This is a genomic window from Gimesia chilikensis (genome assembly GCF_007744075.1).
In the GTDB taxonomy this organism is placed as follows: domain Bacteria; phylum Planctomycetota; class Planctomycetia; order Planctomycetales; family Planctomycetaceae; genus Gimesia; species Gimesia chilikensis_A.
The window spans coordinates 6,501,307-6,517,384 of sequence record NZ_CP036266.1 but is presented as its reverse complement, the minus strand read 5'-3'; the positions used below and the strand labels follow the sequence as shown (position 1 = coordinate 6,517,384).

Genomic DNA, 16,078 nt, shown 5'->3' with positions numbered 1-16,078 from the left:
CAGCAGGGGTTTTTATTTCTTCTTGTTGTTATCCCGGATTGTCTTCCAGCGTTCACTGAAATAAGCAAACGCGGGCTGCATCGCTTCGGGGCTGTGTTTCTCATTCTCAGACAGCGAAAAGATCGCACTGTTCAGCTTGTCCGATTCTGCATCCGCAATCGCCATGTGGAACATCACTGACAGCGAGCGTCCCAGCCACTTTCCCTGACCGTCTCGGTGAATATAGAACCGGTGTCGCAGGAAGGTATCAAACGAGCGCGCTGCACTCGCGTATTCACCCTGGATGAACTGTCCAATCGCCATGAAGTAGGCTGCATTCTGAGCGGCCAGAACATGCATCTGCCGGATATCGGGAGGGACGACCAGATCCACGGGGAAGCGTTCCTCCAGTCGTGTGGAGACATAACTCTTGATCGCCGCCGACTGATTCCCCATCAACTGTGTGATGCGGGTCTTGAGCAGCTTCTTGGTCGGGCTGCCCCAGGGAACTTCAAAGAATCCCTGGGCATTTTCTTTGCGTCCTTTGACGTCATAAGGGACCGGAGCGCGAAATGGCAGTTTGACCAGAGCCAGTTTCTTGGCTTCTTCACCAGTGACCGCTTCACTCTTGTCGATTTCCTGATCGGCGTATTCTGAAACCACGAGCGGGTTCTCTTTCAAAATTCCTTTACCGATCGACTGGACGTGGCCGATGAACCCCGGGTCTCCTTCCAGTGGATCCAGGTTTCGATACAGCACGAATGTCTGTTTCCGCGACAGCGAGTCTTCCAGGCGACGCATGCGTGATGCCCACTCGCAACTGCGACCGATGATTTCAACCTGGGCCGTTTTCAGTTCCTCAGCAGAGAAGCGACTCTCGGCATATTTGCCGTACAGATTTTTCAGCAGCGCGGGATCTTTCTGGACCTCGGCAAACGTCGCGGGAATTTGAATCTGAATCGTATCCGCAGGCTGATCGGGTGACGGGACAGGCATGCCGAGTACCGGATCGTAAAGATAAATCTTGTCTTCCAGCAGTACTCCGACCAGCAGCTTATACGGGGCCGGTTTCGCTGCTTCGAACAGCACCGCATCAATCCGCAGTTGACGCATCAGGTCGATGAAGACCCAGGCCCGCTGCTTCGCACTTCCGGATCCAATGACACAGATTTCATACGGTCCAAGCGGCAGTGCGTTCTTCGCATCGGGAACCAGGTCGATGTTGTTCATGCAGTAGTAAAAGGCAGCGGTCGCGCGATCCCGGTCATTTTTCTTGCCCTCGATCGCCGCGGTCACCATACCGTTAAACAGCTGTGAATCTCTGATGAATTTTCCATCGATCTCCGTGAAGCGGGTCAACTCCAGCTTTGCCAGCTGTTCTTCGCTCAGGTATTTCTTCAGGAACGTTCGCTGAGAATCTTTCAGAGTCGGAGGCTCAGAGTCGAACTTGCCGCACATACCGGCCCACTCGTTCAAGAGGGAGAGAGCGCCCGTCAGCGTCGAACTGATTCCCATCCGCTCCGGCTGCATCATGTTAATCGCATTATCGATATAACTGTGACACTCCGGATCTTCCTGTTCGGCTGCCGGATTGGCGGCACCGGTTTTCGTTCCGCCGCCTTTCTTTTTCGTGGTATCTTTGCAGCCCGGAAGCGAAATCAGACAGCTGAGCAACAGGCAGAACAGACTGACGCCGGCCAGAACAGACGGGCGTTTTCCGGAATCTTGGCGGAGCAGAGAAGTCAGAATCATAGCAGTTGTGGTTTCATGGTATGGTACATTTCCACCCTGTTACTGATGGAAATGTGGTGTTGAAGATGCGGTGCATTCACAGGTGATGAGCCGACAGAAGATCGATCATTCAACTGTCTGTTATCTATACTATAACCGATTCCCGGGCAGATGGAATGTCTTAAAGGGGGCTGTTTTCATTGACCAGGGTACGAAACCGCTGCAAATCCAGCGCAAAACGGGCAAACTCTTCCAGAGGCAGCATATTCGGGCCGTCACTGAGCGCCTGTGAAGGATCGGGATGTGTCTCGGCGAAGACCCCGTCGCAACCGCAGGCAACCGCAGCCCGGGCCAGGTAGGGGATCATCTCCCGCTGTCCACCGGTCGATTTACCTCCCGGAGTCTGCACGCTGTGAGTCGCATCAAAGATGACCGGCGGCCCCATCTGCTGCATGATGGGAATACACCGCATGTCATTCACCAGACGACCGTAGCCGAAGGTCGTGCCCCGTTCAGTCAGCATCAACTGTTCCTGTCCGAAGGCCTCACATTTCTTGACGGCATGAATACAGTCTTCGGGAGCCACGAACTGGGGCTTCTTGATATTCACCACACCCCCATGTTTGAGGGCTGCTTTGGAAGCCGCCTCCAGCAGATCGGTCTGTCGTGCCAGAAAGGCAGGGATCTGCAGGATCCGACAGACTTCTGCCGCCGGAGCCGCCTGCCCCGGTTCATGAATGTCGGTCGTCACATCCAGGCCCGTCACCTGTTTGACTTTCGCCAGAATCTCGAGCCCCGCTTCCAGTCCCGGTCCACGGAAACTGTCCACGCTGGTTCGGTTCGCTTTATCGAAACTGCATTTAAAAACCAGTGACAGGTTATCCCGGGCGGCGATCTCGGCCAGTCGCTCCGCGGTGCTCAGTACCAGTTCTTCGCTTTCGATCACGCAGGGGCCGGCAATGAACAACAGCGGTAACTGAGTGCCGCACTGCAGCTTGCCAATCGTTACGGGGTTTTGAGCCACGGGAGAATCCTTTCAGTGGAAGTCGGAGATTTTTACGAATTATGATTCAATCGACGGAGCGGGGCAAGGGACGATCAGCTTCAGCCCCCGGGGAATCACCCTGATTTCGGCCGGCGTCAACCCGGAGGAATCGCCGTCGGTCTGGATCGGCACCGGCCGGGTGGACTGAATCCGCAGCGAGCGGGCCTGAATCTTCTGAACGTATTTCGACGTCAGATGTGTCCCACGGACAATCTGCCACAAATAGAGCAGCATGCTGAAGACGCCCCGCCGTCGAAACAGGATCAGGTCCAGCATGCCATCATGGTCGACCGAGTCCGGCGAAAAATTCAGATTCAGACCATAGGCGGGAATATTGACAATGATCGCATGGTAGGCGGTCTCTTCCTCGGCTCCGTCATCAATGCTGATCAGCAACGATTCGAACGGGTAGTCGTAGAGCGTTCTGAGGATCGGTTTCAGATAACTCAGGTAGGAAATATTCCCTTTTCTCACCTGCGCCAGGTTTTCGACAACCGCGGCATCAAAGCCGATACTCGCCATCAACACGAATTTCCGCTGATCGAGCTGGCAGACGTCGATCTCTCGACACGCGCCCTGTTTGATCATCTCCGCCACAAAAGCCCCAGACTTCGGAATACCCAGGTAACGCGCAAGCAGGTTCTCGGTCCCCAGGGGTAACACCGCGATCCGCTGGTCGGGGTAGCGGTTGACTACATCCTGCACCGTTCCGTCTCCCCCCGCTGCAACAATGCATACCGGCGGCGTGTCACGCGTGCGTTCCTCGACATACGTCTGCATCCGCTCCCGGTTGGAAAAAAGACGCGGCCGGATGCCCCGCTGTTTCAGGTGCTGTACCAGTTCCATGATCAGCGCAGCACGATCGCCCTTTCCGGAAATCGGATTTCTCTGAATGGCGGCCCAGGCTTCAGACATTGTCAGTCGTTCTCAAAGTGGCGGTCGTTATCGAAAGGATCAGGTCAGGAAAACGGGAAATGCGGGTTTGTCTGTGTTTCAGGTCAGAATACTTGAGAAAAAGTCTTCAAATCTGCGAAGAACTTTCTAAAAATAGAAGATTCACTACCTTGCTTCTTAATTTTGGCTGACGGAAAGCCGATTTCATAGGTACTGTCCCTCGAATGTTTCCGGCTTTCGTAATATTTTGAAGCAAAGCCTGAAAACCAAAAATCATGTTCTATCATTTATGAGTAGAAATACGTAATAAAAGATTGAGATTACTTGTGTTCCAGTAAGCCTATCCGGTAAATTGGAGAATATAACAGGTGTCCTCGCTCATGATACAACTCAAAGTCAGGCAACAAGTGTCTTAGTGGACAAAGGCTGTTTTCATAGTGACCAATCCGCAAAAAATTCTTTTCTGTGGGCCTTCAGACGACCAGACCTCTGAATTGAGGCAGCAGTTCTCTTCAGAAGACTATCTGGTGGTGACCCCGGAAAATCTGGCACAGGGGATTGCGGAGTTTGACCAGGGAAATGTTTCCGCGCTGGTAGTACCTGCGACTGAGGGTACCCTTCCGCTCGCACTCATCCAGTCTGGCTCACTGCTCGAATACCTGCCCCACGCTGTCGTTGTCCTCGATGCAGAGCTGCGCATCATCTGGGCCAACCAGCGCCTGAATCAACTCTGCGATCAACGCGAATCCCTGATTGGGCATTCTTTCTACGATGCCTTCGGTGCACCCGAAATTCTGGGGCCGGACTTCAGCCCCTTCCATACTGCCTTCTCCACACGCAAACTGGCCAAGAGTGGTCTGCGTGTCGGCGACAAGAACTACTTCGATGTAGAAGTTACCCCGGTCATCACCGAGCCGGATGACAATCAGGAACCCGCCTACCTGGTAGCCAGCGTACGAGATATCTCCGCCGAAGTTCTGCAGCGTCAGAAACTGAACGCGATCTACCAGGCCGGTCTGGAACTGGGCGACCTCTCTCCCGAAGAAATCTACGAGATGTCGACCGAGGACCGCATCGAACTGCTCAAAGCCAAGATTCTGCATTACACCCAGGATCTCCTCGAATTCGAAACCGTCGAAATCCGCATTCTGGACAAAGCCACCGAACGGCTGGATGTCCTCCTGGCCGTCGGTATGGAGCAGGTCGCCACGAACCGCACGCTCTACGCCAAACCGGAAGGGAATGGCGTGACCGGTTTCGTTGCCGCGACAGGTAAAAGCTACCTCTGTGAAGACACTACCCACGACCCACTTTATATGACCGGTGCCCCGGATGCCCGCAGCTCCCTGACTGTCCCCCTGCATCTGCACGACGAAGTTCTGGGAACGTTCAATGTGGAAAGTCCGCATGCCGGTGCCTTTGACGAAAACGATCTGCACTTCCTGGAACTCTTCAGTCGCGAAGTCGCGATTGCCCTTAATACGCTGGAACTGCTGGTGGTCGAAAAGATGACTACCGCATCTGCCAGTACCGAGTTAATCATGCGTGGGGTCGTCGATCCGGTCGACGAGATCCTCAACGACACTGCCTGGATTCTGGAGCGGTACATTGGACACGAGCCTAATGTGTGCGAGCGATTGCAGCGTATCCTTAAAGACACTCGCCATATTAAGCAACTGATCCAACAGGTGGGAGACGAAATTGCTCCCCAGACTCCACACCACCACAAAGTGCCTACCATGCGACAGGTGAACCCCAAACTGCTCAACAAGCGGGTTCTTGTCGTCGACAGTGACGCTACTGTCAGGCGGGCCGCCCACGAACTGCTGGGTCGGCTGGGGTGTGAAGTCGAGACCGCCCATAACGGTGAAGAAGCATTTCTGATGGTCCGCAGCTTCCACTACGATGTGGTCATTGCCGACATCCGCCTGCCCGATATGAACGGGTACGAATGCTTCGCCCAGATCCGTGAAATCCACGAGCATTTGCCCGTCATCCTGATGACAGGCTTCGGCTACGATCCCACGCACTCGATCGTCAAAGCCCGCCAGCTCGGTTTGAAATGCGTCCTCTACAAACCATTCCGCCTCGATCAGCTGATTACAGGCGTCGAAAAAGCAGTCAGTATTTCCGAAGACATCACCTCGGAAACCTCCAACTGATCCGTCTCGGCAGCCCGCTGCTTCTCTCCCAAAATATTCCGATTTCCCATAACAGTCTCGATTTCAACGCGCCCCGGCTTTATATTAAAAAAGTTAATATATAGACCGGCCCCCGGCTCTGGTTCGCCTGATATTCCTGCTTCCCACCGGATGACTTCTCACTCAAGGAGAATTGCTGATGTCCCGTTCCGTCGACCGCCGCGAGTTTCTCAAGAAAGCACTCATCGCAGGAACCGCGGTCCCCGCATTTTCGTCTGCCCTCACACTCCCCTCTCTCGCAGCAGCGAACAAAAGCAAAAGCCCCAACGAAAAACTGAACCTCGCGACCATCGGCGTTGCCGACCGCGCTTATGCCAATATCACGGGCACCAAATCTGAAAACTTCGTCGCCCTGTGTGATATCGACGCGCAGCGGCTGGAGAAGGCCTCCAAAGAATTTCCGCACGCGGACACTTACGATGATTACCGCAAGGCCCTCGACCGGGACGACCTGGACGGCGTGCTCGTCAGCACTCCCGATCACATGCACGCCCCCGCCGCGGCCATGGCCCTCCGCAAAGGCCTGCCCGTTTACTGTGAAAAACCGCTGACCCATTCCGTCTACGAAGCCCGCGTCCTCACTGACCTGGCCGCCAAAGCCGGCGTACCGACCCAGATGGGGAATCAGATTCACGCCACCGACAACTACCGCAAGGTCGTCGAAATGGTCCAGTCCGGCGTAATTGGTCCCGTGCGTCGCGTGCATGTCTGGGTCGGCGGAGGCGTACGCATCGAAGGCAAACGCTCTAAAGAAAACAATCCCCCATCCTACGTCAATTACGATCAATGGATCGGACCCGCTCCCTTCCGTCCCTACAACGAAACCAGCTTCCACTTCAACTGGCGTTACTGGTGGGACTTCGGCAACGGTCAGCTCGGCGACTTCGGCTGTCACTACATGGACCTGCCCTTCTGGGCCCTGAAACTCAAGTACCCCAAAACCGTAGTTGGTGTTGGTGAGAAAGGCCACAAAGGCGAAAATGACTGTCCCAGCTTCATGCGTGTCGATTATGAATTCACCGAACGCGATGATCTGCCCCCGGTTCACATGACCTGGTATCACGGCGGCTGGAAACCCAAAGGCGCTGAAGCCTATGGGAAGAACAGCGCGGTCCTCTTCGAAGGGGACGACGGGCGCCTGCTCGCCGACTACGGCACCAACAAGGTCTTCATGGAAGCGGGCAAAGAAGCCAAACCGGTCAAACCCTATCTGACCCGCCCCGAAAGCCATCACATCGAATGGCTCAACGCCATCCGCAACGGCACACCAACCGGCAGTAACTTTGCCTACGCCGGACCACTGACCGAAACCGTACTGCTGGGCAACGTCTCTTACCGTCTCGGCGGAAAGAAACTCGAATGGGACGCTGAAAACCTCAAGGTCACCAACGCCCCCGAAGCCGACCAGTACCTCAAACGCGAATACCGCAAAGGCTGGACACTGTAGTCGGATCGCCGATTACTGTGAGAACTCATAAGAGCCTGCCGGGGAGACCCTGGTAGGCTCTTTGTGAATCTGAAGGCTCATTGTCGGGTGGCTTTGTTGGCTTGCCCAACAGTGAAAAGAAGAGCATTGACAATAATTGAATTCTGGGGAAGATGAATTCTCGAACAGGAATACCTGCATTCTAATCCAGTTCCTTAAAAACAGGTAGCTATTATGATAGAGCAAAAACTGCACGAACTTGGTGTTATTATTTCAAATGATACAGTTCATAATGAAGCAGAATTGCTGCGCGAGTATGAAGCGTTGACGGGCCACACTCTCCCAGTGACTTACAGACACTTCTTGCTGAAATTTAAGACCAGTATGTATTTCGATAATATGATCGTTTATCGTCCATTGGAAAGTTCTCCCTGGGACAGTGATGGAACTCAAGGATTAGACGAATTTTACGGTCTTACTCTGGGAGCGAATCAAGATACGGGGCTTTCGACTCTCCCGAAAAAGTACTCAACATATTTAGATAGAGTACCATATTCAGTCGTCCCCATAGCCGAGGCCCCTGGAGGAAATCAGATCTGCCTGGGAGTCGAATCACCAGTGGAAGGAAAAATATTTTTTTGGGATCACGAAGACGAACGGGAAATCATGGGTGAGCATAAGAATGATTTCGAAAATATGTACCTGATCGCTAACACGTTTGAAGACTTTATTGGTTCACTGATGATCGACAATTCTGCTCCAGATAGTGATGATGATGACGGAATCGTATCTACCTGGTTTTCTGATGATCTGGATCTATAGAATCGTTTACAACGATTTAGAAACCGAACATTCCATAAAGCAAAAGAGCCTGCTGAGATGATATCAGCAGGCTCTTTCTGTTTTTGATATCAGATCGCGTCAGCTTATCTGTATTTCACAACCGTTTTATAGTTGGGAGCTAAAAACCGGGGGCCGCGTGTCTTGTAAACGACTCTGCCAGGGGCGTAGTAAGCGCCGGGAGCGTAATAAGTCGTTGTCGTTACTGGAGCGACGACAACCGGAGCCGGCTGGTAGTACACAGGAGTGACAACCGGGGCAGGCACGACAGCGGGGGCATAGTAAGCGGTCATTGCGGGCACATAGTAACTCGTGGTCACCGGAGCAGGCACCGCATACACGGGAGCCGGACCGACATAAGCAAACGGAGAACTATAGTAAGTCACCCGGCCGCCAGCTTCGGAAACTTGTGGCAGCATGGCAAAACAGGCCGCGATCACGGCGATTGCAGACAGCATTCGAATTCTCATGAGACTGACTCCTGAAGTGAAGGACATCGTGTTTCTAAACTTGCCGAGCCGGCGCGGCTCAGGTTCATAGAACAGCAACAGGCAAGGCGAAGCCTCCTGCATCCGGTGCTGACATCCCTGTCACTTTCTCGCAGATGTTGAACTGCGCAGGATAGCCCTGCTCTATCGATTATACAGGTTACCGGCATAACATCCACCAGCCACCCCTCATTTTTCTTACAGATCAAAAGACCGTGATGTGATGTTCAGCCACCCCCAAATTGTTCCCCTGCGCAAAATCAGCTGTTTCCGACTTTCCGGGCGGCCTCCATCAATCCCTGCAGATAACCGAAGGCATGCAGCCGCCCCAGCATCGTATACCCGGGCTCTCCCGCTTCTTCTCCCACCAGCTGGGGAACATGGTCCGGACGTATCGGCCCCGTAAAACCGATTTCCTGGTACGCCTGCACTGCGGCATACATGTCGGTTGGGCCATTATCGTGAAACGTCTCCACAAACCGTTCGCGGGTCCCTTTGATGTCCCGAAAATGCACATACCTGATATGCGAACCCAGCCGCCGGATGGTCTCCGGAATATCCACGCCCATCTCGGCGAACGTCCCCTGGCAGAAACAGATCGCATTCGCCGGACTGGGGACCAACTGCACCAGCCGTTCAAAATTTTCGACACAGTTCATAATCCGTGCTTTGCCCATGAACGTCTCCAGCGGCGGATCGTCCGGATGCATCGCCAGTGTCACGCCGCATTCCTCTGCCACCGGCACCAGTTCTGTGAGAAACCGTTCCAGGTTGATCCAGAGTTCTTCCGCTGTAATCGGGCTGGATACCTGGTCCCGCGTAGTCTCCGACAGAGAAACGGCCTGCTCTGCCTCATCGACATCAAAGCCGGTCACAAGTGCCCCGCCCCGCTCGCGGGCATCCAGTTTGGTCCGCACCCAGTCTGTACCCGCCATGAAGTTGTAACACACAAACGGAATGCCCACCGCCTGCATATCGCGCAGCAGTGTTTTCATTTCCGCGATCTCGGCGTCAAACCGTTCGTTCCCCAGTTTGATATTTTCGATCGGCAGATAACCTTCGATGGCGGCAATCTTCAATCCCTGTCCTGCTACCTGATCACACAACGCCTGCAGACGCTCCCGCCCTGGGCCAGGATAGCGAATTGTGACATGCGTCACTCCAATCTGGGCCAGCATTGTCAGGTTCTCGTCGGTAAATGGCGTGACCACCGATGTCAGTTGCATGTGATGCTTTCTTTTTTCAGCTGGGATGAGGTTCACGGCAAACGCGTTCTTTTATGTCTGTCATCCAGATTTCATTTTCATATTAATCCACTGATTTCACAATCACCGTCGTACAGAATTAACAGCTTCTGGCTTTTCACTGATGCAGACGCTGGAGTAAAATTCTGCATTCATTTTCGAATCAAACAGCAAACCAATTTCTGACAGGCACTCTCAGATGCATCGCATTACTCCTTCGAGCCCCGACGGGCCGATTCTCAGAGACATCGATTCCCTTGCCAAAGATCTCGGACTGGCGCCTGGCGACTATGAACCGTACGGCCGCCTCAAGGCCAAACTGGTGCACGGACTGGCAAGCAAATTCACCGATCGTCCCCTGGGAAAATACATTGGTGTCACCGCTGTCAATCCCACGCCACTGGGGGAAGGCAAAACGGTAACCACCATCGGGCTCGCGATGGCCCTCTCGCAACTGGGACATACCACAGTTGGTACACTTCGTGAACCTTCCCTGGCGCCGGTGTTCGGCATCAAGGGAGGCGGTGCCGGCGGTGGAAACTGCACGCTCGAGCCCCAGGCCGATATCAACCTGCATTTCACAGGGGACATGCACGCTGTTACCTCGGCCACCAACCTGCTGGCCAGCATCATCGATAACCACGTCGCCCGACGAAAAACTCCCGAAATCAACCCGAAGACCATCACCTGGCGACGGTCCCTTGATCTCTGCGATAAAGGGCTGGCTCACATCATCAGTGGACTGGATCAACCGCCGCAGGCCCCGCTTCGCGAGACCGGCTTCGATCTGACCGCCGCCTCGGAAGTCATGGCAATCCTCGCCCTGGCCAGCGATCCCCGCGATCTCCGCACGCGTCTGGGACGCATCGTCGTCGGCATGACTTATGACCGCCAGCCGGTGACCGTCGAACAGTTGGGTTGCGCCGGTGCGATGGCCGCCCTGCTCATTGATGCCCTGCGCCCCAATCTGGTCCAGAGCTGTGAATCGACGCCCTTTCTCGTGCACGCAGGACCTTTCGGCAATATTGCCCACGGCAACAGTTCGATCATCGCCGATCAGATCGCCCTGCGACTTGCCGATTACGTTGTCACGGAAAGTGGATTCGGTGCGGACTGCGGTGCAGAAAAGTTTTTCGATATCAAATGCCGCGCCAGTGGACTGCAGCCCGCTGCGGAAGTCCTCGTCTGTACCGCCCGTGCTCTGAAACTGCAGAGTGGTCAGTTCGACGTCCATCCGGGGAAACCGCTGCCCCCTGCACTTTTGGAGGAGAACCTGGAGGCCCTTCGCGCAGGGGCCGTCAATCTGCAGGCACACCTGGATATCATTCAGCAGTATCATCTGCCTACCGTCGTTGCCATCAATGCCTTCCCCGATGATTCCGAACGCGAATTGCAGGAGATTCAAAAGATCGCCCTCGATCAGGGAGCCACAGCGGCCGTCATCACACGCGCTTTCAGTGAAGGCAGCGAAGGTTCCTTTGCACTGGCCGAAGCGGTCGTCCAGGCCGCAGAACTGCCGAATCAGTTTGAGTATCTCTATCCTCTGGAAATGCCGATCGCGGAAAAAATCGAAACGATCGCGACTCGTATCTATGGGGCTGCCTCCGTCGAATTCGAGCCGCTGGCCCGCCGACGGATATCGGAGTACGAACAGCTGGGCTACGGCAACCTTCCCATCTGCATCGCCAAAACGCAGTACTCGCTCTCTCACGATCCGCACCTCCTGGGACGACCGACCGGCTTTACCTTCCCGGTTCGGGATCTGCGACTCTCTGCGGGCGCCGGTTTTCTGTATGCCTTGAGCGGCGAAATCCGCACAATGCCCGGACTGCCCTCCGATCCTGCGGCACTGCGGATTGACATCGACGATGCCGGTAAAATCATCGGCCTGCATTGACGGGCAACCCAAGTGACTAAGTCAGCGTCGTCGCGCGATACTGGTTTGTTCCCGGCGTGAACAGCTCAGGCAGCCAGGCGACTCCCAGGCCCGGCTTCTGCGGAATCTTGATCCGCCCCGCTTCGACTTCAATGGGTGTGTCGATCAGTTGAGGGTACAGAATCCGCAAGTGGGCCCGCAGACTTTCCTGCCAGGCCACATTATTCGAACTTGCGGCGACGTGCACGCCGTTGAGCAAAGTCAAAGGTCCGGTGCAGTCATGCATGACCACGGGAATGTTATAGAACTGCGCCAGACGGGTGATATTTCGCGTCTGCGATATACCGCCCACCCACGTCGGATCGATCATCACAAAGTCAGCGGCCCGTTTTTCCAGTGCCAGTCGAAAGTCGTCCGGGCCGTTGAACATTTCACTCACCGCAACGGGAATTCCTGCTTTGCTGCGGAAGTCGCTCAGCGTATCCACACAGTCAATCCGCAGCAGGTCTTCGGCCCAGAGAATGTCATATTCCTGCAGTCGTTTCGCGATGCGGAGCGCGGGCGCGAGTTGAAAGAACCCGTGGCCGTCGATAATCAGTTCGATATTACTTCCCAGCGCATCCCGGATTTTCTGAAACGGTTCCAGTGCACGCGTAATGTCTTCGTGTGTGATGTGCAGAGGCCCATTCGTCTTGTGCGCCGCAAAGTCCAGCGTCCAGACTTTAAGAGCCTGATAACCTTCTGACAGCAGCGACCGTGCCAGTTCCACCGGTTCATTGACGGCGGACCAGTAGTCATTCAGCGGACCCTGGTTCCCTACCGAACCGTAACCCGGCCAGGTGTGCTTGCTCTCTTTTTCGGTGGTGCCTCCATAAGAAGGGCCGCCGCAACTGTTGTAAGTGCGAATCGATTCCTGCACACAGCCACCCAGCAACTGCCAGACCGGCTGTGATGTGACCTTGCCGAAGATGTCCCACAGCGCGAGGTCTATCGCCGAGATCGCCCGCAGCTCGGTTCCCCGGGAGCCGAAGTTCGTTGCCCGTTCATACAGGAACCGCCAGTGAGCCTCGATATCGAGGGGATTCTTTCCCATCAGGTAGTGTGACATCCAGTCGTGGATCATCGCTGCTACCGCATGCGGTGCATAGTAAGTTTCGCCACATCCGACAACGCCTTCGCTGGTATGAATGCGTACCAGCAGCAGACCGGGCATGATCGATTCGGCAATCGACGTTTCTATTTTCGTGATCTGCATCAGAGGTCCTTTAGCAGCAGTGCAAACAGTTAATTGATCGGTTCAAACGGGAACAAAGGCTTGCGACGGTAGTGGTAGTCGAACTGTTCCATATCGGCTGAAGTGGAGCCCGGCGTGTTGACGCGAATCAGGTTCGGGCAGACCGGACGATAAGCGGCCAGCGGAGCCTGAACTCCCTTGGCGACCAGAATCTGGTAGTCGCCCGGATGGATATTACAGGACGTTAACTGCCCCAGGCTGAATGGAGGCGTGCGGTGACTGTTGAGCATGATCGTCAAGCCGAAATCGGTCTGAACCACGGCCGTCGGTCCCATATGGAATTCGGTTTTGCCTCCGTGCCTGACTTCCGCTTCCGTGAAGTCTCCATCATGCACACTAATGACGGTGACATTCGCCACCAGGGGCTCACCATGCAGGTCATCTGTTTTTCCACCCATCGCCAGTTCAGGGAGATGAATTCCGGGTCCGGCAGTAATCGCCGTTTGTGCTGCCTCAGGATCGTATAGACACGCGAAGCTGGTTGGACCTCGGCGGGCTTTGATCGCATGCAGAATCGTGGTCCCGTCTGCCGGGGAACCGCCGCCGATATTATCGCCCATATCCAGGAAGCAGACCGGCCCCTCCATCTGTTCTGCCCGGTCGAGTGCGTCTTCGATGCCAATCAGGTGCGCTTTGAATTCATCGCGGCGGTTGATCAGCGTCTGTCCCAGTTCATCGGCCAGTTCCCGGGCCTGAGTGGGATTGTCGTCGGTCACCACAATGAAGCCCGAGCCCATCTCTTCGACATCCGCGTAAGGAAAACCCAGGATAATACTGTTCGAGAGCACGCCGGGCGTCTCCAGCATTTTGTTGGCGACATAATACAGCGAGTCACAGGGTTCAGAGGAGGTATGCTGGCGTTCGATGTTTATCGCCAGGGGCACAAAACAGGCCGCCTGTGTTGGTTTGACCTCCCCTTTCAGAGTCCGGTCCATCAGTCGTGCCGCTTCAATTCCCCGGTCCTTCTGATCGATGTGCGGATTTGTCCGGTAAACGATCGTCGCATTACAGGCATCGATCATCTGCTGGGAAACATTCGCATGGGCATCCAGCGTACAGATGATGGGCAGATCCGGACCGACGGCGTCGCGAACCAGCGAGAGCCAGTACCCGTCCAGATCACGTTCACTCTCACTCACGCCTGCACCATGCGGTGCGACCAGCAGACCATCCAGGGGTCCTGCCTCTTTCAGCGCCGCGAGCATCTGGTCGATTAGTGTATCGACGGTTTCCGCAGTAATCGTTCCTCCCGGTAAGGCCCGGGCCACAAAGATCGGCACCACTTCCAGATCCGTTTCCGCCAGTCCCGCGAAGAAGCCGCCGATTTCATGGGCCGATTTTTTGAAGATCGGATAGATCTCGTCGCCGGTCGCCAGAACATCATGTTCGAAATCGACCAGAGTGGTCGCGGTCCGGATGAACGTATTTGATTCGTGCTGTAAGGCCAGGATTCCGACACGCATCTCAGGTTCCTCCAGATCACATTAGTGAAACTCAATAAAAAATTCCATGTCGTATCTTAAAATGGAACGGTGTATTCACTATAATGAAACGTAGTGGGGGATGCAAGCCGATCCCTGTAACCATGTCAGCGCACTCCAGAGATGAGACGCCACTCAATATGCCTGCCACTAAAGAAGCCTCTTCGCTGGGCAAAGCATTTCAGGTTCTCGAAGTTTTAGCGACCGCCGCCGGACCTCGAGCACTCTTGGAAATCGTGCAGGATCTGGGGCTGCATAAACCGACCGTGCACCGCATTCTCGGTGAACTCGTTGACTTGGGATATGTGAGTCGCGTCGAAAAAGGCGTCTATGAAATCACTCCCAAACTCAGAAGGCTCGCCTCCGGCGAACTGGAAGATCGTCTGATAGAAATCGCGGACCCCTGTCTGCGGGAGCTGCATACGGAGACGGGAGAGACCGTCAATTTAGGTGTCCTGCGAGGCACCAATGTTCGCTACCTGCGGGTGCTGGAGAGCACACATCCCCTGCGGCGGATCGTGGAGCCGGACAGCGTCGATCCCTTTTACTCGACGTCTCTGGGACGGGCGATCACACTGCAACTCACCGATGCAGAATGGGAAGCGCTGATTAACCGCACCCGTCTGCTGGCACGAACCACAGAAACGGTAACCGATGTCAAACAGCTCCGCAAAATTCATCAGCAGGCCCAGCAGGACGGTTACTCCGTTGAACAGGATCAGAACGATGTCGGCGTAACCTGCATCGGTGCCCCCATCTATCAACAGGAAAACATCGTCGCCGCCATCAGTCTCAGCGTTCCCACCGCCCGCGCCGATGCGAAGGCCTTAAAGCGTTTCATTAAAGCCGTGCTGCGAACGGCCGAACAGATTTCTCAAAAACTCGAATTCAACAGATGAGCACACCATGAATAATCCGACCCCTGAAACAATCACGCTGGATATGATGCGGGAATCCCTCTATTCGGCCATCGTCTGTGATGCCCTGGATTCCATCGGCCTGACCAACCAGTCTCCCCGCAAGGAGCTTTTTCCGATGACGGTTGAGGATGTTGTCGTGGGTCGCTGTAAAACCAGTCTCTGGGCCGACATGTACCACGCGGACCCCAGCCCTTACGAACTGGAACTCAAAGGTGTCGACTCCATTAACGCGGATGAAATCTTCATCGCCGCGGCCAGCGGTTCGATGCGGTCGGGCATCTGGGGCGAACTTCTCTCCACCGCCGTAAAGCACCGGGGCTGCTGCGGAGCGATCATTGATGGCGCCGTTCGCGATGTCCGTCAGATGCGGGAAATGTCCTTCCCTGTCTGGGCCGTCGGCACATCCCCTTATGACAGCAAAGACCGCCAGCGGATTATCGACCTCGACATTCCCGTCGAGATCGGTGGTGTCGTCTTCTCCCCTGGTGACCTGGTGATCGCTGACGTGGATGGCATTGTGGTCGTCCCTCAGGAAGTCGAAGACAAAGTCATTCGTCTCGCCTGGCAGAAGGTACACGAAGAAAACACGTTCCGCGACAGCATCAAGGCCGGCATGTCTGCCACCGAAGCCTTCGCCAAATACGGCATCCTTTGATCGA

At 55.0% G+C, this 16,078-nt stretch carries 13 protein-coding genes; 6 read left to right on the top strand and 7 right to left on the bottom strand.

Translation table 11 applies throughout. The features are described from left to right. Positions 1–12: 12 nt before the first annotated feature. The 3 genes from HG66A1_RS24525 to HG66A1_RS24515 all read right to left on the bottom strand — a co-directional run bounded on the left by HG66A1_RS24525 (position 13) and on the right by HG66A1_RS24515 (position 3,670). The gene (locus HG66A1_RS24525; RefSeq protein WP_145190372.1) at positions 13–1,731 is read right to left on the bottom strand and encodes a hypothetical protein; all 1,719 of its coding nucleotides are present in this window, start codon (positions 1,729–1,731) and stop codon (positions 13–15) included. 160 nt (positions 1,732–1,891) lie between these two features. After that, a complete protein-coding gene (gene kdsA, locus HG66A1_RS24520; protein ID WP_145190369.1) occupies positions 1,892–2,734 on the bottom strand; it encodes a 3-deoxy-8-phosphooctulonate synthase in 843 nt (280 codons plus the stop codon). Positions 2,735–2,773: 39 nt separating this feature from the next. Further along, positions 2,774–3,670, bottom strand: coding sequence for a diacylglycerol/lipid kinase family protein (locus HG66A1_RS24515; protein ID WP_145190367.1), 897 nt, complete (start codon positions 3,668–3,670; stop codon positions 2,774–2,776). 416 nt (positions 3,671–4,086) lie between these two features. Here HG66A1_RS24515 and HG66A1_RS24510 point away from each other — a divergent pair, with 416 nt between their 5' ends. The 3 genes from HG66A1_RS24510 to HG66A1_RS24500 all read left to right on the top strand — a co-directional run bounded on the left by HG66A1_RS24510 (position 4,087) and on the right by HG66A1_RS24500 (position 8,098). Continuing rightward, complete coding sequence (locus tag HG66A1_RS24510) at positions 4,087–5,811, top strand: response regulator (RefSeq protein ID WP_145190365.1); 1,725 nt, start codon at positions 4,087–4,089, stop codon at positions 5,809–5,811. 178 nt (positions 5,812–5,989) lie between these two features. Continuing rightward, positions 5,990–7,297, top strand: a complete 1,308-nt coding sequence (locus HG66A1_RS24505) for a Gfo/Idh/MocA family protein (protein WP_145190362.1) — start codon at positions 5,990–5,992, stop codon at positions 7,295–7,297. 213 nt (positions 7,298–7,510) lie between these two features. Next, the gene (locus tag HG66A1_RS24500) at positions 7,511–8,098 is read left to right on the top strand and encodes an SMI1/KNR4 family protein (protein ID WP_145190359.1); all 588 of its coding nucleotides are present in this window, start codon (positions 7,511–7,513) and stop codon (positions 8,096–8,098) included. A 104-nt stretch (positions 8,099–8,202) separates the two neighbouring features. Here HG66A1_RS24500 and HG66A1_RS24495 read toward each other — a convergent pair whose 3' ends face one another. Then, entirely contained in the window at positions 8,203–8,586 is a 384-nt protein-coding gene (locus HG66A1_RS24495; RefSeq protein WP_145043301.1) for a hypothetical protein, read from the bottom strand. Between the two features lie 278 nt (positions 8,587–8,864). Continuing rightward, positions 8,865–9,830, bottom strand: a complete 966-nt coding sequence (locus HG66A1_RS24490; protein WP_145190356.1) for a mannonate dehydratase — start codon at positions 9,828–9,830, stop codon at positions 8,865–8,867. A 217-nt stretch (positions 9,831–10,047) separates the two neighbouring features. Between HG66A1_RS24490 and HG66A1_RS24485 the strand changes: the two genes are divergently transcribed. Next, the gene (locus tag HG66A1_RS24485) at positions 10,048–11,745 is read left to right on the top strand and encodes a formate--tetrahydrofolate ligase (RefSeq protein WP_145190353.1); all 1,698 of its coding nucleotides are present in this window, start codon (positions 10,048–10,050) and stop codon (positions 11,743–11,745) included. A gap of 16 nt (positions 11,746–11,761) precedes the next feature. Here HG66A1_RS24485 and HG66A1_RS24480 read toward each other — a convergent pair whose 3' ends face one another. Together HG66A1_RS24480 and HG66A1_RS24475 are read right to left on the bottom strand one after the other, a co-directional pair. Next, on the bottom strand, positions 11,762–12,979 hold the full coding sequence (locus HG66A1_RS24480) for a mandelate racemase/muconate lactonizing enzyme family protein (protein ID WP_145190350.1): 1,218 nt from the start codon (positions 12,977–12,979) through the stop codon (positions 11,762–11,764). A gap of 29 nt (positions 12,980–13,008) precedes the next feature. Continuing rightward, the gene (locus HG66A1_RS24475) at positions 13,009–14,481 is read right to left on the bottom strand and encodes a M81 family metallopeptidase (RefSeq protein ID WP_145190347.1); all 1,473 of its coding nucleotides are present in this window, start codon (positions 14,479–14,481) and stop codon (positions 13,009–13,011) included. Between the two features lie 158 nt (positions 14,482–14,639). Here HG66A1_RS24475 and HG66A1_RS24470 point away from each other — a divergent pair, with 158 nt between their 5' ends. Both HG66A1_RS24470 and HG66A1_RS24465 read left to right on the top strand, forming a co-directional pair. Next, the gene (locus tag HG66A1_RS24470; protein ID WP_232106668.1) at positions 14,640–15,398 is read left to right on the top strand and encodes an IclR family transcriptional regulator; all 759 of its coding nucleotides are present in this window, start codon (positions 14,640–14,642) and stop codon (positions 15,396–15,398) included. Between the two features lie 7 nt (positions 15,399–15,405). Next, a complete protein-coding gene (locus tag HG66A1_RS24465; protein WP_145190340.1) occupies positions 15,406–16,074 on the top strand; it encodes an RraA family protein in 669 nt (222 codons plus the stop codon). Positions 16,075–16,078: the final 4 nt, after the last annotated feature.